16 protein-coding genes are annotated in these 18,927 nt (G+C 45.3%); 7 read left to right on the forward strand and 9 right to left on the reverse strand.

The window, feature by feature from the left end:
• Positions 1 to 54 precede the first annotated feature (54 nt).
• Positions 55 to 4,257 (forward strand): DNA-directed RNA polymerase subunit beta', encoded by a 4,203-nt coding sequence (gene rpoC, locus OCT63_RS04470; protein ID WP_046225005.1) that lies wholly within the window; start codon positions 55 to 57, stop codon positions 4,255 to 4,257.
• Positions 4,258 to 4,586: 329 nt separating this feature from the next.
• On the opposite strand, the gene OCT63_RS04475 is transcribed toward rpoC, so the two are convergent.
• Positions 4,587 to 5,084: an Rsd/AlgQ family anti-sigma factor gene (locus OCT63_RS04475; protein ID WP_060468799.1), complete on the reverse strand. Its 498-nt coding sequence runs from the start codon at positions 5,082 to 5,084 to the stop codon at positions 4,587 to 4,589.
• Between the two features lie 164 nt (positions 5,085 to 5,248).
• Here OCT63_RS04475 and nudC point away from each other — a divergent pair, with 164 nt between their 5' ends.
• The gene (gene nudC, locus OCT63_RS04480; RefSeq protein ID WP_269983289.1) at positions 5,249 to 6,055 is read left to right on the forward strand and encodes an NAD(+) diphosphatase; all 807 of its coding nucleotides are present in this window, start codon (positions 5,249 to 5,251) and stop codon (positions 6,053 to 6,055) included.
• A 299-nt stretch (positions 6,056 to 6,354) separates the two neighbouring features.
• Positions 6,355 to 7,422 (forward strand): uroporphyrinogen decarboxylase, encoded by a 1,068-nt coding sequence (gene hemE / locus OCT63_RS04485; protein ID WP_046225006.1) that lies wholly within the window; start codon positions 6,355 to 6,357, stop codon positions 7,420 to 7,422.
• A 103-nt stretch (positions 7,423 to 7,525) separates the two neighbouring features.
• On the opposite strand, the gene OCT63_RS04490 is transcribed toward hemE, so the two are convergent.
• Positions 7,526 to 8,119 (reverse strand): uracil-DNA glycosylase family protein, encoded by a 594-nt coding sequence (locus tag OCT63_RS04490; RefSeq protein ID WP_269983290.1) that lies wholly within the window; start codon positions 8,117 to 8,119, stop codon positions 7,526 to 7,528.
• Positions 8,119 to 9,045: a D-2-hydroxyacid dehydrogenase gene (locus tag OCT63_RS04495; RefSeq protein WP_269983291.1), complete on the reverse strand. Its 927-nt coding sequence runs from the start codon at positions 9,043 to 9,045 to the stop codon at positions 8,119 to 8,121. The genes OCT63_RS04490 and OCT63_RS04495 overlap by 1 nt, the downstream gene beginning before the upstream one ends.
• A 71-nt stretch (positions 9,046 to 9,116) precedes the next feature.
• Here OCT63_RS04495 and OCT63_RS04500 point away from each other — a divergent pair, with 71 nt between their 5' ends.
• The gene (locus OCT63_RS04500) at positions 9,117 to 9,704 is read left to right on the forward strand and encodes a YjaG family protein (protein ID WP_017055908.1); all 588 of its coding nucleotides are present in this window, start codon (positions 9,117 to 9,119) and stop codon (positions 9,702 to 9,704) included.
• Between the two features lie 80 nt (positions 9,705 to 9,784).
• Here the strand turns inward: OCT63_RS04500 and OCT63_RS04505 are convergent, their stop codons facing one another.
• On the reverse strand, positions 9,785 to 10,933 hold the full coding sequence (locus OCT63_RS04505; protein ID WP_060468795.1) for a CNNM domain-containing protein: 1,149 nt from the start codon (positions 10,931 to 10,933) through the stop codon (positions 9,785 to 9,787).
• A 270-nt stretch (positions 10,934 to 11,203) separates the two neighbouring features.
• Here OCT63_RS04505 and hupA point away from each other — a divergent pair, with 270 nt between their 5' ends.
• On the forward strand, positions 11,204 to 11,476 hold the full coding sequence (gene hupA / locus OCT63_RS04510; RefSeq protein WP_004729753.1) for a nucleoid-associated protein HU-alpha: 273 nt from the start codon (positions 11,204 to 11,206) through the stop codon (positions 11,474 to 11,476).
• Positions 11,477 to 11,523: 47 nt separating this feature from the next.
• Entirely contained in the window at positions 11,524 to 12,222 is a 699-nt protein-coding gene (locus tag OCT63_RS04515) for a DUF1481 domain-containing protein (RefSeq protein WP_060468794.1), read from the forward strand.
• A 182-nt stretch (positions 12,223 to 12,404) separates the two neighbouring features.
• Here OCT63_RS04515 and purD read toward each other — a convergent pair whose 3' ends face one another.
• Both purD and purH read right to left on the reverse strand, forming a co-directional pair.
• The gene (gene purD / locus OCT63_RS04520) at positions 12,405 to 13,694 is read right to left on the reverse strand and encodes a phosphoribosylamine--glycine ligase (protein WP_269983292.1); all 1,290 of its coding nucleotides are present in this window, start codon (positions 13,692 to 13,694) and stop codon (positions 12,405 to 12,407) included.
• Positions 13,695 to 14,020: 326 nt separating this feature from the next.
• Positions 14,021 to 15,613, reverse strand: a complete 1,593-nt coding sequence (gene purH / locus OCT63_RS04525; protein ID WP_269983293.1) for a bifunctional phosphoribosylaminoimidazolecarboxamide formyltransferase/IMP cyclohydrolase — start codon at positions 15,611 to 15,613, stop codon at positions 14,021 to 14,023.
• Positions 15,614 to 15,937: 324 nt separating this feature from the next.
• On the opposite strand from purH, the gene zntR reads away from it, so the two are divergent.
• Positions 15,938 to 16,369 (forward strand): Zn(2+)-responsive transcriptional regulator, encoded by a 432-nt coding sequence (zntR, locus tag OCT63_RS04530; protein ID WP_269983294.1) that lies wholly within the window; start codon positions 15,938 to 15,940, stop codon positions 16,367 to 16,369.
• A 129-nt stretch (positions 16,370 to 16,498) separates the two neighbouring features.
• Here the strand turns inward: zntR and fis are convergent, their stop codons facing one another.
• The 3 genes from fis to prmA form a co-directional block, all read right to left on the reverse strand.
• Positions 16,499 to 16,795: a DNA-binding transcriptional regulator Fis gene (fis, locus tag OCT63_RS04535; RefSeq protein WP_004729744.1), complete on the reverse strand. Its 297-nt coding sequence runs from the start codon at positions 16,793 to 16,795 to the stop codon at positions 16,499 to 16,501.
• Between the two features lie 23 nt (positions 16,796 to 16,818).
• A complete protein-coding gene (gene dusB, locus OCT63_RS04540; RefSeq protein WP_004729742.1) occupies positions 16,819 to 17,787 on the reverse strand; it encodes a tRNA dihydrouridine synthase DusB in 969 nt (322 codons plus the stop codon).
• A gap of 140 nt (positions 17,788 to 17,927) precedes the next feature.
• A complete protein-coding gene (gene prmA, locus OCT63_RS04545) occupies positions 17,928 to 18,815 on the reverse strand; it encodes a 50S ribosomal protein L11 methyltransferase (RefSeq protein WP_060468790.1) in 888 nt (295 codons plus the stop codon).
• Positions 18,816 to 18,927 lie beyond the last annotated feature (112 nt).

An 18,927-nucleotide genomic window follows, 5' to 3' on the forward strand; every position in this document is an offset into this window, starting at 1 on the left:
AAAAGGGAGCTTGCTACAGCAGTGAGCTCCTTTAACTCCTTACAGGAGCTGAATGTGAAAGACTTATTAAACTTTCTAAAAGCACAGCATAAGACCGAAGAATTTGATGCAATCAAAATCGGTCTATCTTCACCAGACATGATTCGTTCATGGTCTTTTGGTGAAGTTAAAAAGCCGGAAACAATTAACTATCGTACGTTCAAACCTGAACGTGATGGTCTGTTCTGTGCACGTATTTTTGGTCCAGTTAAAGACTATGAATGTCTTTGTGGCAAATACAAGCGCCTGAAGCACCGTGGTGTTATCTGTGAGAAGTGTGGCGTTGAAGTTACACAAACTAAAGTTCGTCGTGACCGCATGGGCCACATCGAGCTAGCTTCACCAGTTGCTCACATCTGGTTCCTTAAATCACTACCGTCTCGTATCGGTTTGTTGATGGATATCCCTCTACGTGATATCGAGCGTGTTCTTTACTTCGAAATGTACGTAGTAACTGAACCAGGTATGACGGATCTAGAAAAATCTCAGATGCTTACTGAAGAAGAGTATCTGGATCGCCTAGAAGAATGGGGTGACGAATTCACTGCTAAGATGGGTGCTGAAGCGATCAAAGATCTGCTTTCAACAATGGACCTTCATCAAGAAGTGGAAGAAATGCGCGAAGAGTTAGAAACGACTAACTCAGAAACTAAGCGTAAAAAAGTTACTAAGCGCCTGAAGCTAGTGGAAGCGTTCATTGCATCGGGTAACGATCCGCAATGGATGATTCTGACTGTACTTCCGGTTCTACCGCCAGATCTACGTCCTCTAGTACCTCTAGATGGCGGTCGTTTTGCGACTTCAGATCTGAACGACCTTTATCGTCGTGTGATCAACCGTAACAACCGTTTGAAGCGCCTTCTAGAGCTAGCGGCTCCAGACATCATCGTACGTAACGAAAAGCGTATGTTGCAAGAGTCTGTTGATGCCCTTCTAGATAACGGTCGTCGTGGTCGTGCTATTACAGGTTCGAACAAGCGTCCTCTGAAATCTCTTGCTGATATGATCAAGGGTAAACAAGGTCGTTTCCGTCAAAACCTTCTAGGTAAACGTGTAGACTACTCTGGCCGTTCTGTAATCACAGTAGGTCCATACCTTCGTCTACATCAGTGTGGTCTTCCTAAGAAGATGGCACTAGAGCTATTTAAGCCGTTCATCTACAGCAAGCTAGAAACTCGTGGCATGGCTACGACTATCAAAGCAGCTAAGAAGATGGTAGAGCGTGAAGAAGCTATCGTTTGGGATATCCTAGATGAAGTTATCCGTGAACACCCAGTACTGCTTAACCGTGCACCTACACTTCACCGTCTAGGTATCCAAGCGTTTGAACCAGTACTAATCGAAGGTAAAGCGATTCAGCTTCACCCACTTGTGTGTGCGGCATACAACGCCGACTTCGATGGTGACCAAATGGCGGTACACGTGCCTCTAACTTTAGAAGCACAGCTTGAAGCACGTACACTGATGATGTCGACGAATAACATTCTGTCGCCAGCGTCAGGTGATCCGATCATCGTACCTTCTCAGGACGTTGTATTGGGTCTTTACTACATGACTCGTGAAAAGATCAATGTGAAAGGCGAAGGTATGTACCTTGCTGGCCCTGAAGAGGCTGAGAAGGCATACCGTACTAAGAGTGCAGAGCTACACGCTCGCGTTAAAGTTCGTATCACTGAGACCGTAGTAGACGAAGATGGTAACAGCACTACTGAAACGAAGATGGTTGATACAACTGTCGGCCGTGCAATGCTATGGCAAATCGTTCCAGCTGGCCTACCGTACAGCATCGTTAACCAAAAGTTAGGTAAGAAGCAAATTTCTACCCTTCTTAACGAAGCGTACCGTAAGCTTGGTCTTAAAGACACAGTCGTATTCGCTGACCAAATCATGTACGCAGGTTTTGCATACGCGGCACTTTCTGGTGTTTCTGTAGGTATCGACGATATGGTTGTACCTCAAGCGAAATACGACGAAATTGAATCTGCTGAAGAAGAAGTTCGTGAAATCCAAGAGCAATTCCAATCTGGTCTTGTTACTGCGGGTGAACGTTACAACAAAGTTATCGATATCTGGGCATCTACGAATGACCGCGTTGCGAAAGCAATGATGGATAACCTATCTTCTGAAACCGTTATCAACCGTGACGGTGAAGAAGAACAGCAAGAATCGTTCAACAGCATCTACATGATGGCCGACTCGGGCGCACGTGGTTCTGCAGCTCAGATTCGTCAGCTAGCGGGTATGCGTGGTCTGATGGCGCGTCCAGATGGTTCAATCATCGAAACGCCGATCACTGCGAACTTTAAAGAAGGTCTAAACGTCCTTCAGTACTTTATCTCAACGCACGGTGCTCGTAAGGGTCTTGCGGATACAGCACTGAAAACAGCAAACTCGGGCTACCTAACTCGTCGTCTAGTAGACGTTGCTCAAGACGTTGTAGTACACGAACATGACTGTGGTACGCAAGAAGGTATCGACATGATGCCTCACATCGAAGGTGGTGACGTTAAAGTTGCACTTTCTGAGCTTGCTCTAGGTCGTGTAGTTGCTGAAGACGTTCTTAAGCCTGGTACTGAAGATGTACTGATTCCACGTAATACTCTGATTGATGAGAAGTGGTGTCAAATCATGGAAGACAACTCAGTAGATAGCATGAAAGTGCGCTCTGTTGTTACCTGTGATGCAGACTTCGGTTGTTGTGCGCAGTGTTACGGCCGTGACTTAGCACGTGGTCACCTAGTGAACCAAGGTGAAGCAGTTGGTGTTATCGCTGCACAATCTATCGGTGAGCCGGGTACACAGCTAACGATGCGTACGTTCCACATCGGTGGTGCAGCATCTACTGCAGCAGCAGAGAACAGCATCCAAGCTAAGACTACGGGTACTGTGAAGCTTCACAACGCTAAGTTCGTAATCAACAAAGATAAGAAGCTAGTCATTACTTCTCGTGCATCTGAGATGACGATTATTGATGAGTTCGGTCGTACTAAAGAGAAGCATAAACTTCCTTACGGTTCGATTCTGAGCAAAGCAGATAACGACGCAGTGGAAGCTGGCGAAGTTGTCGCTAACTGGGAAGCCCACACCATGCCAATCATCACTGAAGTGGCAGGTCGCATCCAGTTCGTTGATATGATCGATGGCGTAACCGTTTCTCGTCAAACAGATGATCTGACTGGTCTTTCTTCAAGTGAAGTGACAGACACAGCAGCTCGTCCAGCAGCAGGTAAAGATATGCGTCCAGCAATCAAACTTGTTGACGAGCAAGGTAACGATGTAATGATCCCTGGTACTGATATGCCAGCTCACTACTTCTTGCCTGGTAAAGCGATTGTAAACATTGAAGATGGCGCTGAAGTTGGCATTGGTGACACACTATCTCGTATCCCTCAAAAATCGAGCGGAAACAAAGATATCACCGGTGGTCTACCACGCGTAGCAGACCTATTCGAAGCTCGTAAGCCTAAAGAGCCTGCGATTCTTGCTGAGCACACAGGTACTGTGTCTTTCGGTAAAGAAACGAAAGGTAAACGTCGTCTAGTAATCACTCGTGAAGGCGGTGAAGCTTACGAAGAGATGATTCCTAAGCATCGTCAATTGAACGTGTTCGAAGGTGAGAAGATTGAACGTGGTGATGTAATCGCCGACGGTCCTGAAACTCCACACGATATTCTGCGTCTACGTGGTATCCACGCTGTGACTCAGTACATCGCGAACGAAGTTCAAGAAGTTTACCGCTTACAAGGCGTTAAGATTAACGATAAGCACATTGAAACTATCGTTCGTCAAATGCTACGTAAGTGTACAATCACTCATTCTGGTGACTCTCAGTTCCTACCTGGCGAACAAGTTGAGTATCACAATGTTAAGATTGCTAACCGTAAGCTAGAAGCTGAAGGTAAAGAACTAGTACGTTTCGAACGTGATCTACTAGGTATTACTAAAGCATCTCTTGCAACTGAGTCATTTATCTCAGCGGCATCATTCCAAGAAACGACTCGCGTACTAACAGAAGCTGCGGTTTCTGGTAAGCGTGATGACCTTCGTGGTCTGAAAGAGAACGTAATTGTTGGTCGTCTGATCCCAGCTGGTACTGGTTTCGCATACCACCAAGAGCGTCAAGCTAAGCGCGAAGAAGAGCAAGACGGTCCTTCAGCTGAACAAGCTACTGACAATCTAGCAGCACTTCTAAATGCTGGTTTCTCTTCAGAAGAGTAAGCTCTACGAGTTGTCTCTAAGAGATAAGAAAAAGGCACCTTCGGGTGCCTTTTTTGTATCTGGCGCATTGGTATTTAGCGATAGGAATAAAACAATAAACTGGCTTGGCTTATTTGATTGACTTGGACATGAGTAGGCACTGAGCTCTGTTCTTTCAAGCTAACGGCAGGTTGGCTATTGGTGTTGAGCCTGATTTGGCCTATAACCTATACCATCGCTAAAGGTTAAAGTAAGAACGAATAGTTTTTGGTGGAATTGGATAGTTTGGATTAGCCTTATAGGCAAAACAAAAAGCTTGCACAGAGGCAAGCTTATAAAGCGTTATAACATTAAGCTCCTGGCGGAACTGCTAGACTCTCAGCAATTTGCTGTATCAGTTGATCTTCAACTTCAAACCTCACTTCAAGGGTTTCACCAATGAGTGATAAATCACTATCCAAACTTTCTAATGCATCATCAGCATCAATGGCAGCGTACTTATCGGTAAAGTTGAGTAGAGGATCTGTGGTAAGGACGATATGACCATAAGATTGGTTAATCTCGTCTGTTGCTTTGAAGCCTGTAGCTTGCCACTTGTCCATCACCATGTCATAAATTTTGAAATGACCTTCGGAAATGTAATCAACTAGGTGTTGGCTGAATTTTTGAAGCTCTTCAGGAGAGGGTAATTCTGTTACAGCCGTTGTTTTTGATGATGAAGGTTGTAGAGCGGCAAGCTTACAATACTCAACGATTAGAGACTGTCGAGTGTCGAGCCAATGATCGATGACCTCATTAGAGCCACCCCATTGTTCTTGTACTTTTTTAAATTTATTTAGCATGACCATGTCCTCATGATCTGATCACAACCTTGTGATCAAGTAATTGCCTAAGCAGGGTCCATTTATTGGTATCTACTTAAAGTAATAGCTTGAATTATTATTTGCTACCACTCTAGTATGAAATCAGATTGCCAGTAAAATGAACGAACTGCAAGCAATGAGGGATAGGGATGTTAAAAAGTGATAACAAAATGACAGAGTCAGCTTATTGGTGCGTCGTTTCAGCTAGTGATATTTGGGTTAGTAATGATCAGTTTCCTTACGGTTCTGCTGACGAACTAGGACTGAATGCTGAGTACGCTATCTGTATTGGTCATCACCAAGGGCATAAGGTCTATTGGCTCAATGACTGCGATGTCGAGAGCGAACTGGTCATGGTAAGCCTAAGAGAGTTACTTCACTGGCCTGAATCTAGTTTCCTCATGGCAAGCAAAGCCATCCAGTATGGGCACATGACCCAGAGTATGCGTTTTTGTCCACAGTGCGGCGGTCGTAATCACCTTAATCACAATCAGGTAGCGATGCAGTGCGGTGATTGTCGGGCGCTTCATTATCCTCGTATCTTCCCGTGCATCATTGTCGCTGTGCGAAACGACAACAAGATACTGCTGGCGCAGCATCCTAGACATAAAACAGGGATGTATACTGTGATAGCGGGCTTCCTAGAGGTTGGAGAAACCTTAGAGCAGTGCGTGGCAAGAGAAGTCAAAGAAGAGACAGGGATCGATATCAGTAATATTCGTTACTTTGGCAGCCAGCCATGGGCGTTTCCATCGAGTATGATGATGGGCTTTCTCGCTGATTACGCTGGTGGTACGCTTAAGCCTGACTACAGCGAGCTCTCAGATGCTCAATGGTTTGATGTAACAAGCCTGCCTGATGTGGCTCCAGTAGGAACGATTGCGAGAGAATTGATTGAAAAAACAGTCGATGGCGTGATGAAAGGCGAAGTGATTGAGCAGGTGCTCGAGCACTAAAAAGCCTGTGAAAGTATTTGGCCTATAGGTGGCTAAAAGCTAAAAAAAACCCTCCACAAGTGGAGGGGGTAAGTAAGATGTCGTTATGAGATGCTGAGTAGTAGCTACTCAGATATTATAATTGTAATTTTCGCTAGCAAACAAATTTTTAACATGGTCCTTTAATTGGGTGCAAATTAAGCATTGATTTAAAAGTTAATAACTTGATCTAGGTTGCAAAGCACACAGCTTTTACCCTTCAATCAGTGTTAGAATACTGGCCATCAAAACTAGACAAGATTGAATTGGAATTTAACGGAATGACCGAATTAAAAAACGATCGCTATTTACGCGCACTTTTAAAACAGCCTGTTGATTACACACCAGTATGGATGATGCGCCAAGCTGGCCGCTACCTTCCAGAGTACAAAGCAACGCGTGCAGAAGCAGGCGACTTCATGTCTTTGTGTAAAAACGCAGAGCTCGCATCAGAAGTTACCCTTCAACCTTTGCGTCGTTTCCCGCTTGATGCGGCAATCTTGTTCTCAGACATCCTAACTATCCCTGATGCAATGGGATTAGGTTTGTACTTTGAAACAGGTGAAGGTCCTAAGTTTGAGCGTCCTATTACGTGTAAAGCTGACGTAGAGAAGATTGGCCTACCTGATCCAGAAGGTGAGCTTCAGTACGTAATGAATGCCGTTCGTCAGATCCGTAAAGATTTGAAAGGCGAAGTGCCACTGATCGGTTTCTCTGGTAGCCCATGGACACTGGCAACTTACATGGTTGAAGGCAGCAGCTCGAAGGCGTTCACCAAGATCAAGAAGATGATGTATGCCGAACCACAGACTCTGCACCTGCTTCTAGACAAGCTGGCTGACAGTGTTATCGAATACCTGAATGCACAAATTAAAGCGGGTGCTCAATCGGTAATGGTATTTGATACATGGGGTGGTGTATTGACTCCGCGTGATTACAACCTGTTCTCACTGCAGTACATGCACAAAATTGTCGATGGCCTAATCCGTGAAAACGAAGGCCGCCGTGTTCCAGTGACTCTGTTCACTAAGAACGGTGGAATGTGGCTTGAATCTATTGCAGCGACGGGCTGTGATGCAGTTGGCCTAGACTGGACAATCAATATTGCTGATGCAAAAGCACGTATTGGCGATAAAGTTGCTCTACAAGGCAACATGGATCCTTCAATGCTTTACGCTCAACCTGAACGTATCCGTGAAGAAGTAGGCAGCATCCTTGAAGGCTTCGGCGATGGTGGTACTGGCCACGTATTTAACCTTGGCCACGGTATCCATTTAGATGTTCCGCCTGAGAATGCTGGCGTATTCGTTGACGCTGTTCACGAACTGTCTAAGCCTTATCACAAGTAATTCTGAGTAACATGATTGAAAGCGCTGTTGGGAAACCAACGGCGCTTTTTTATTGCCTGCGATTGGCATTTGAGCGCGATTTAATCTCGTGATATGCCGTTACTTAGGCATTTGAATCATAGTAGGCTAAATGCTCCGAGATATGTTTTCTGATATAGGGAATGACTTCACGTTCAAACCAAGGGTTCTTCTTGAGCCAAATATTATTACGTGGTGAAGGGTGGGGAAGCGGTAAAAACTCAGGCGCCCAGTTTTGCCAGTTCATCACGGTTTCTGTCAGTGTTTTGGTGGTTCGGTTCTTTAAGTAATAGTTTTGCGCATACTGACCAATCAGCAAGGTCATTTGAATGTTGGGCAGTGATTGCAGCACTTTTTGGTGCCATAACGCGGCGCACTCTTTTCGTGGTGGTAGATCGCCACTTTTTCCCTTCCCTGGATAACAAAAGCCCATTGGGACAATCGCGACTTTTTGCTCGTCATAAAACGTATCGCTATCCATCCCTAACCATTCTCTTAATCGTTCGCCACTGGCATCGTTCCAAGGGATAGATGATTCATGAACCTTGATACCGGGTGCTTGACCTATGATCAACAAGCGCGCGTTTGGGTGTGCTTGGATGACAGGGTTGGCACCGTGTGAGAGGTGAGGCTCACACGCTTTGCATTGTCGTACTTGAGTGAGTAACGGTGAGGACATCAGTAGCCTTTATCAAAATCAATAACATGGTTCAGTGTAAAACCATCTCGCCATTGCTGATAATTATCGGCGAAGATCTCCACCACTTGTCTTGGCTCACTGAGTGCCGCAATGTGTGGCGTAATCGTCACTTGAGGCAGTTTCCAGAAAGGGTGATCTTGCGAAAGGGGCTCGCTTTCAAACACATCTAAGAAAGCGTGTTCTACCCATCGGTTCTTAATTGCTAGCAGCAAAGCTTTATTATCGAGGCTTTCTCCTCTGCCGACATTAAACAGCAGTACATTTGAGCAGTAACTTAATGTGGTTTGATTGAGCAACTGATAGGTTTCGGCCGTTGATGGTAGAGTATTGACCACAATATCTGCTTGTTTAAGGGCGGCTTCCATCTCATTGATGTGAAATGTATCTTTAAAGGTCTCTTGTTGGGATGGGATACCAGTACGATTGACGCCAATGGTATGGATGCCAAGCGCTGAAGCGGCTTTGGCCAAATGACTGCCAATTGAGCCTGTTCCTAAAATCACCATGGTTTTGTCGGTTAGGCTAGAATAAAGCTGAGGCTGCCAGTTTTGCTGCTGTTGCTGCTGATGGTAATGAGGAAAGTGTCTAAAATGGCTGATTGTGTAGCCTAAGACGTATTCTGCGATAGCGGGGCCGAAGATGCCTCTGACATTGGTCAGAGTGTAATCTTGACGTAGATCCGGCTGAGTGAGTTTATTGATGCCTGCATAGGTACTTTGTACCCAATCTAGTGCTTTAAACTCGTCGAGACGCTCAGCGAGCAGGGGAGGTGACGCTAAGATAATCTGTGCTGATTCGGGGGTTTGAGTGATTTCGAGGTCTGGTAACTCTTGGTTTTGAATCAGTTGCGTATAGGTATTGTCATGCTCTGTAAGAATATAGAGCTTATTCGTAAAATTGTTCATCGGCCTGCCTTTTCCATCCTAGGTTTATCAAGTACACTTTCGCTGTCTTTTTCTGCAATTATTGAGTGACTATGCTTCAGAATCCACTGCAGGTTCGTCTTGAAAAGTTAGAACCTTGGCAACAAATTACCTTTATGGCGTGTCTATGTGAGCGTATGTACCCTAACTATGCCATGTTTTGTGAGAATACAGAATTTGCGGAAGCTCGAATCTATCGTGATGTTTTGGATAGTATTTGGGAAATCTTAACGGTTAAAACGGCAAAGGTGAACTTTGAACGCCAACTAGAGAAAGTCGAAGAACTGTTCCCTAGCGCAGATGATTTTGATTTCTATGGTGTTTACCCAGCAATGGATGCATGCCAGGGCTTAGCAACGCTCATTCATGGCTTGCTTGATCGTGAACATATGCTTGAAGCTGTGATTAAAGTGAGCCAACAGTCAGTAAAGACAGTTGCTGAGCTTGAGTTTGCGCAGGGCGCTGAAGAAGTGACGAACGAAAATCAGAAAGAAAACGAAGCGGTGTGTGAAGAGTGGGATGTGCAATGGGCCATCTTCAGACCTCTACGTGAAACGACTGAGCGTGACCTAGAGCTTATCAAAGATTTGCGCCACGAACTGCGTGAAGACCCAGTGAGTAACATTGGTGTGGCTTTATAATTCGCTATCGTTCGAAAGTACGAATAAAAACAAAGGCTCCCTAAGGAGCCTTTGTTGTCTCTGACGATCTCAAGTTTAGATTAAGCGTCTTTTTTCTCTTCTTTCTGTCCTTTGCAATCATCCGCTGGCTTTGAATGTGAGGTATCGTTGTCAGCGAGAGCTTCTTCTAGCTCCTCTTCCTCATCGCGGTTTTCGATAACACCGTGTGTCTCTTTCCACTTTTCCCAACGTTGAAACGCCAATTCTTGCATATCGGTCGTTTTATCCGCTTCATCAACGATCTCTTCACCGACTAAATGCTCAAAGATGTCTTCTAGAGTGATGATGCCCTGAATCGTACCGTACTCATCAACAACCAAAGAGAGTTGCAAACGGTTTGCCATCATTTGCTCAAATGCCTTCGCTAAGCCCATATTGTTCAGTAATACATGGATAGGGCGCATCACATCACCTAGTGCTTTTTCACCACAACCGGTTTGCTGTAGCTTAAACAGTTCCAAGCGGTGAACAAAACCAATGATGTTGTCGCTCTGCTCGCTATAGACCAGCGGACGTGAGAATGGTGTGTCTTTATGTTGTTCTAAGAACGTATTCACATTCATTTCTGCATCGACACGGAATACAACCGGGCGTGGTGTCATTACTTGAGTCACGGGTACATCTTGAATGCCAAGTAGATTACTCAGGATTTTTGATTCGCCTTCAGCAAACTCACCACTTTCTGTTGCTAAAATAGCCATTGCAGATAGCTCGTCACGCATTTTGGGCGCCTGATGGCCGCGAGCCAGACGTTTGGTAATTTGCTCTGAGAACCAAACAAACGGAGTTAGGAAGAACACCATCCAACGAAGTACGGTTGATGATGCAGGAGCAAGTTGACGCCAGTAGGTTGCCCCAATTGTTTTTGGAACAATCTCAGACAAAACCAAAATACCCAAAGTGAGGACGGCAGAGAATACTCCCAACCATTGGCTACCAAAAACAACCGCTGCTTGTGCACCTGCTGTCGCAGCTCCGATAGTGTGTGCAATGGTGTTGAGCGTTAAAATTGACGCGAGTGGACGGTCAATGTCTGTTTTCAGTTTGTCTAATGACTTTGCTGCAGGGTGCCCATTTTGTTTTAGTTGAGCAATGTAGCTCGGACTAATACTCAAAAGTACAGCTTCCAAAACAGAACAAATAAAAGAAACTCCAATAGCAATGGAGACGTAAATAGTTAGCAGCAGCATGTTTGCCCTTAAATTAAATTGTACGCTTTGTCAGCGATTCAGCGTGGATTATAGATAAAAAGTAGTGGTTAGGTCATCATTAATTTCGCGCTCAGCCCCTTTTAAACAAGGGCTTACTCAATAAAATCAGTAACAAATTGTGAGTGATTACTCATATTATGGCTAAAACTGCGGCATTAGAGCTAAAGATCGACGACAAACCTTTGCCAGATGGGGCATTTATGTTTTAGAGTGAATTGAATTCAAAAATACAAAGAAGGGAAACCTAAAATGAACAAGACTCAATTAATCGACTTTATTGCTGAAAAAGCGGACCTTTCTAAAGCACAAGCTAAAGCTGCTCTAGAAGCGACTCTTGGTGGTGTTACAGATGCGCTTAAAGATGGCGATCAAGTTCAGCTAATTGGTTTTGGTACTTTTAAAGTAAACCACCGTGCAGCTCGCACTGGTCGTAACCCAAAAACTGGTGATGAGATCCAAATCGCTGCTGCAAATGTTCCAGCATTTGTTGCAGGTAAAGCGCTGAAAGATTCAGTGAAATAATCTAAACTGTACCGAGGTAGTCGTATTCCACCTCGGTACAGGTTTTTATGAAAAAAGCATTTCTTCTCGTTTCACTGTTATCTACATTTCTCATTGGCTGTTCTTCAACCAGTCCTCGCAAAAACCTAGAGCAATTTGAAACCTACACCGGCGGCCAAGTGATGGGCGACGCGACAAGTTTCTACTGGGTCACCAACAAGCTAACACAACCTCATACTTCAGCTGACTACGTCACTGTGGGCGATTATGGCTGGTACCAAACTGACTATGCTTGGTCGGAAGGTGTATTACGTGAGTTCATTCGTGAGGGCGAACTGCGTAATTCATCGAATGAGTTGGTTCCTTATCGCGTCCATGTGCGTTTCAATAAGTCAGGCGAAGCTGTGTATCAACAGTATCGTCTTAACAACAAGATCTTACCTATCCAAACTAAGCAGTTGGAGGGCTACCAGAAAGAAGCCAAGTCGGCTCTAGAAACCACAATGAAACAATATGACGAAGGGTTTCGATTGATTCAGGGGTACTGGAATGGCAGCTCTTTCGAAACGTGCTCTGGCGGTGAGTTTGAGACCTTTGAGTTTAACCAGACCTTGCCAAATTTCGTGGTTGACCGATTGGCGTCTGTGGAAAGCTATGCGGCATTTCTGGGCAGTGACTCGCTCGGTAAAATGACGGTTGAAGAGTTACTGATGCTGGCTGAAGATAGCCATGACTGTGTTGTTAGGCCATCATTGTTGAAAGAATAGCAAGCAATCAAAGGATTGAGAGCATTTGGTCTACTGTAGGCCAAGTGCTGATTTGTCTGTACAGATACAGATTTCTAGAAAGATTGAGTAATAAAAAGGCGCCTATCGAGACGCCTTTTGCTGTTATTCGCTTGCTGTCATTTGCTTACTGTTATTGGAAAGTAAGCGAGTAACAAGATTGATTACTGCTCTTGCTCACGCGCAATCGCACGGTAACCAATGTCATTGCGGTGGAACATACCATTCCAGCTAACTTGCTTCGTTAACGCGTAAGCGCGCTCCTGCGCTTCAGAAACCGTGTTCCCTAGTGCGGTCGCACAAAGTACACGACCACCGTTTGTTACCACATCGCCAGCTTCGTTATTTGTGGTACCCGCGTGAAACACCTTTTGACCTTCAACTTCGCTTGTTGGTAGTGAAATAACGTCACCTTTTGCATAGTCAGCAGGGTAGCCGCCAGCTGCAAGAACAACACCGATCGAAGCGCGTGGATCCCACTTAGACTCTGCTTCATCCAGCTTCTCGTCGATAGCCATTAGGCAAAGCTCAACAAGGTCTGACTCCATACGCATCATGATAGGTTGCGTTTCTGGATCGCCGAAGCGGCAGTTGTATTCGATAACCTTAGGCGTGCCGTCAGCATCGATCATAAGGCCAGCGTAAAGGAAACCTGTGTAAGGTGCGCCTTCTGCGTCCATACCACGTACCGTTGGGTAGATAACTTCTTCAAGGATACGGTTATGGATTTCTGGAGTCACGACTGGCGCTGGAGAGTAAGCACCCATGCCGCCAGTATTAGGACCAGTGTCTTTGTCGCCAACACGTTTGTGATCTTGGCTGGTGGCCATTGGCAATACGCTAGAACCGTCAACCATTACGATGAAGCTTGCTTCTTCGCCTTCCAGGAACTCTTCGATAACCACGCGGCTGCCAGCTTCGCCAAATGCGTTGCCCGCTAGCATGTCTTTGATTGCGTCTTCGGCTTCTTCAAGCGTCATCGCAACGATAACGCCTTTACCAGCCGCAAGGCCATCAGCTTTTACTACGATTGGCGCACCTTGCTCACGTACGTAAGCGATAGCTGGGTCAATCTCAGTGAAGTTTGCGTAGTAACCCGTTGGGATGTCATGACGAGCTAGGAAGTCTTTAGTGAATGCTTTTGAACCTTCAAGCTGTGCTGCTGCTTGAGTTGGGCCAAAGATAGGAAGACCCACTTCGCGGAATGCGTCAACCACACCAATAACTAATGGTGCTTCAGGGCCAACGATAGTCAGTTCGATTTCTTTCTCTTGAGCAAACGCGATTAAACCTGCGATGTCTTCAACGTCGATGTTTACGTTCTCAAGTTTCGGCTCAAGTGCAGTACCTGCGTTACCTGGAGCGATAAATACCGTTTCAACGTTTGGGTTTTGTGCTGCTTTCCAACCTAAAGCATGTTCTCTGCCGCCAGCACCAATAATAAGTACATTCATGTTTTAAAATCCTTATAGCTGCTTCAGAGCCTTTATTTCTGTGTCAAACATGCTCACTTATGGTCATAAGCTCCGCGTGTTTTCCTTGAACTAAAGTCACTGACTTGCTCTACGTATTTCAAATATCGGAATATTTAAAAAACAAAATTATAAGTCTTACTCAAAGTAGTTGGTGCTTACGTTATTCAACTATTTGAGGTCTCTTTAAATCAGTGGGAGCGCTAACAAGGCGACAAGCGAGCTTATCCCTATGAGCATAGCCCGCTATGTGATTAGGGTAAGCGAGCGTAGTCAACGCAGTTACCGCCCCAATGATGACAAGAGAATTAGTGGCGGAAGTGACGCATGCCTGTAAAGATCATCGCCATGCCGTGTTCGTCTGCTGCTGCGATAACTTCGTCATCACGCATAGAGCCGCCCGGTTGGATAACACACTTGATACCCGCTTCTGCAGCCGCATCAATACCGTCACGGAATGGGAAGAACGCATCAGATGCCATTACACAACCTTCAACTTGCAGACCTTCGTCTGCCGCTTTGATGCCTGCGATTTTCGCAGAGTAAACGCGGCTCATTTGGCCTGCGCCCACACCAATCGTCATGTCGCCTTTCGAGTAAACAATCGCGTTAGATTTCACGTATTTCGCTACTTTCCAGCAGAATAGAGCATCTTTTAGCTCTTCAGCGGTTGGTTGGCGCTTAGAAACCACTTTAAGGTCATCTTCAGAAGCCATGCCTTGGTCGCGGTCTTGAACGAGCAAGCCACCGTTAACGCGTTTCACGTCAAAACCAGTTGTCTTCGTTGTCCACTCACCACATTCAAGTAGGCGAAGGTTTTTCTTAGCCGCGACGATTGCTACTGCTTCAGCAGAAACAGAAGGTGCAATGATCACTTCAACAAATTGACGCTCAGTGATAGCCGTTGCCGTAGCTGCGTCTAGTTCACGGTTGAATGCGATGATGCCGCCAAATGCAGACGTTGGGTCTGTTTTGAATGCACGGTCGTAAGCTTCTAGGATGTCTTCGCCTAGTGCGACACCACATGGGTTAGCGTGCTTAACAATCACACATGCTGGCTCGTCGAACTCTTTCACACACTCAAGTGCTGCATCAGTGTCAGCGATGTTGTTGTAAGAAAGTGCTTTACCTTGGATTTGGCGAGCCGTTGAAACTGATGCCTCTTCAGGGGTTGCTTCAACGTAGAATGCAGCGGCTTGGTGGCTGTTTTCACCGTAGCGCATGTCTTGCTTCTTCTCGAACTGTTGGTTGAATGTGCGAGGGAATTTGCTCTCTTCATCGCCTTCCTTGTTCGCGCCGTAGCTAGGAACCATAGTGCCGAAGTAGTTGGCGATCATGCCGTCGTAAGAAGCGGTGTGCTCGAATGCTGCGATAGCGAGGTCGAAGCGAGTCTCTAAGGTTAGAGACTTCTCGTTCGCGTCCATTTCAGCCACAACACGTTCGTAGTCGTGTGCGTTTACAACGATCGTTACGTCTTTGTGGTTTTTCGCAGCAGAGCGAACCATTGTTGGGCCACCGATGTCGATGTTCTCAACGGCATCAGCAAGGGTACAACCTTCTTTAGCAACGGTTTCTGCGAATGGGTATAGGTTTACAACAACCATATCGATAGGGTTGATACCGTGAGTTTCCATCACGTCATCGTCTTGACCACGACGGCCTAGAACACCACCATGAACTTTTGGGTGTAGAGTCTTAACACGGCCATCCATCATTTCAGGGAAACCAGTGTAGTCAGATACTTCTGTAACAGAGATGCCTTTTTCAGCAAGTAGGCGAGCAGTGCCACCAGTAGATAAGATATCTACACCACGGTTAGCAAGAGCTTGTGCAAATTCAACGATACCAGTTTTGTCTGATACGCTGATGAGAGCGCGGCGAATTGGACGAGCGTTATTCATGCTTCCATCTTCCTCAAATTCATGGGGTTAAAATAAAGATATTTGCCAAAAAAGAACTTGTTTCTATCTTCTCAGCGTGGATTATCTTAGATACCAGTAAGAGATAAAATATTGGCCAGTTTTGGTAAAGACCTTTGGGTTAGTCTTATGATCACGCTATAAGATAACCAACTCCAAATTTGATGGCGCAGATTCTAACTAATTTATTACAAAAAAGCTCGCGCAATCGTTTGGCATCTCAAAATTAATTATGAAAAGTGCCATTTTAGCCTAAAAAGTAACGATAAGGTTAATTGTGCATTAGACGACAGAGTAGGAAAAAACATGTTTCAGATCGGTGAATTAGCGAAACGATGCGGTGTGACGGCCGATACCTTGCGATTTTATGAGAAGAATAAATTGATTGCTCCAGCCAGCCGCAGTGAGTCGGGTTATCGCCTGTATGACGAAAATAACCAGAAACAGGTGACATTTATTCTCAAATCTAAAGCATTGGGATTGAGTTTGGGTGAGATTAAAGAATTGCTTGAGATTCGCTTGGAAGCAACACAGCACAGTTGTGCCGAAGTGAAGTCGATTACCACAGCGAAACTAGAGATGATCGATGAGAAGATTACCGAATTAACTAAGATTCGCACTGCGCTTAAAAAAATTAATGATGCGTGCTGTGGCCACATAGATGAAGATGCGAGCCATTGTTCGATTTTGGCCGCCTTGGACTCAGCCAATCTTGATAAAGGCCATTGTAGCAACTAACAGTGGCTGTGGAGTGGGATCTAACACCTGTTTACATCCATAGGGTTCAATGACACAAGTGACAAGCCAAAAAAAGCCAAACTCAATCAATGAGTTTGGCTTTCAATTTAATAAATTACGAAAGAACGATTAGTTCATGCCGTATTTTTTAAGTTTCTTGCGAAGAGTACCGCGGTTAATACCCATCATGGTTGCTGCGCGAGTTTGATTACCGCGAGTATACTGCATGATAGTGTCTAGTAGTGGCTGTTCAACTTCAGCTAATACTAATTCGTATAACTCGCTGACTTCTTGACCGTTTAATTGAGCAAGGTAATTTTTCAATGATGCTTTAACTGAGTCACGTAGTGGCTTCTGCGTGATTTGGTCTTGTGATGTAACTGTAGTTACTGTCAATGCTTCTGAAGTCAGATTTTGTTCGAACATATTCGGTCTAGCTCTTCTCGTAATTATGGTGCAACGTTATCAAAAAAACCTTCTAGCGCTTCAAGCTGCAGATCACCTGCTTCGAATGCGTTAAAGGTACGGCGAAACTCACTCGCTTGTTCATGTTCTTTTAGGTACCAACCCACATGCTTACGAGCAATTCGGGGGCCTAAAAACTCGCCATAAAATTCATGTAGAGCGTTCACATGACCAAGCATGATGTCTTTCACTTCCGAAATCGGGAGTGGATCCATCGTGGTACCGTTTTCCAAATAGTGTAGGATTTCGTTAAAAATCCAAGGGCGCCCTTGGGCAGGTCGACCTATCATTAAAGCATCAGCGCCGGTGTACTCCAGCACAAACTTCGCTTTTTCCGGGCTATCGATATCACCGTTAGCGATAACCGGAATAGATACTGCTTGTTTCGCTGCTTTAATGTGTTTGTATTCCGCCTCACCTTTGTACATACAAGCGCGTGTTCTTCCATGGAGGGCAAGAGCTTGTATGCCGCAGTCTTCGGCTATTTTAGCGATTTGGACACAGTTTCTATTGTCTGTATCCCAGCCTGTGCGCGTTTTCAACGTTACTGGAACGTCGACAGCATTTACCACCGCTTTCAGAATGTCTTCAATGAGTTCTGGATGCTGTAGTAGGGCTGAGCCCGCAAGCTTCTTATTCACTTTTTTGGCTGGACAACCCATGTTGATATCGATGATTTGCGCACCGTTATCGACATTAAATTGAGCAGCCTCGGCCATAAGCTGTGGATCTGCACCAGCGATTTGTACTGAACGAATGCCCGATTCGCCTTCATGTACCATACGCTGCTGAGACTTTGACGTTTTCCAAACTTTCGGATTGGAGGACATCATTTCACTGACTGCCATCCCCGCACCGTAGCGAAGACACAACTCACGGAATGGTCTATCCGTTACGCCAGCCATAGGGGCGACGATTAGATTGTTCTTAAGTTGATAATTTCCGATTTTCAAAAATGTCATCACAGTTCTGTACCAGCAAGGGCGCGCATTTTACGCATTTTTTCGCTGCGTGAAAAGACTAATATTTGAGCATTTACAATTTGTTTTTGTAATTTGTTTAAATATCAGTCAATTAGCGCTCAAAGTCTTGTCTAGCCTTGCTTGCGACCTGAGATGCGACACCATTCTTGTTGCTCAATGATCGGATCAATGTGAAGCTCATCACGATAATAAGTCGCTACATCTTCCGCTTGTGTATCTAAAACACCCGACATTGCTAGCACACCATTTGGTTTCACTAAGCCTTTGATGATGCCTGAAAGATCACGTAATGGACCGGCAAGAATGTTGGCAACCACAACGTCAGCGAGCAAACCTTCCGGTTGATCTTGCGGCAAGAATACGTCTAATTGATCTGCCACGCCGTTGCGCTGTGCGTTGTCTTTTGAAGCCAGCAGAGCTTGAGGATCAATGTCGATTCCGATAACTCTTGCAGCGCCAAGTTTGATCGCAGCGATCGCGAGGATGCCTGAACCACAACCAAAGTCGATCACGGTTTTGCCTGTCAGGTCTAAGCCTTCAAGCCACTCAAGACACAATGCCGTTGTTGGGTGAGTACCGGTACCAAATGCAAGACCTGGGTCTAGCATGACGTTTACTGCGTCAGGTTCAGGGATATCGCGCCAGCTAGGGCAGATCCATAAACGCTCACCAAACTTCATCGGGTGGAAGTTGTCCATCCATTCACGTTCCCAATCTTTGTCTTCAATTTGCTCTACCTTATGAGCAAAGTCTGCTGGGAACATGTTGCTTGCTTTAATCTGTGCTAGGACGACACTAGTATCAGTCTCAGCGTCGTAAAGCGCTAGGATATCAGTATCACCCCAAAGACGAGTTTCACCCGGCAGAGGCTCAAATACAGGGGTATCTTGTGCATCCAGGAAAGTTACAGAAAGAGCACCTGTCTCTTCCATTAACATGTCGCCGATCTGTTCGGCATTTTCATTGGTAGCATTAAGCTTGATTTGAATCCAAGGCATGGCTGCATCTTCTATATGAGAAAAATTGGATGGCGAGTCTAGCAGAAAATATGAGCAAATTCACCAAAACCCCATGGAATATAAAAGGGATTATCGATTGATTTTTTCGAGT

The sequence above is a fragment of the Vibrio sp. RW genome, assembly GCF_027587105.1.
Taxonomy (GTDB): Bacteria; Pseudomonadota; Gammaproteobacteria; order Enterobacterales; family Vibrionaceae; genus Vibrio; species Vibrio toranzoniae.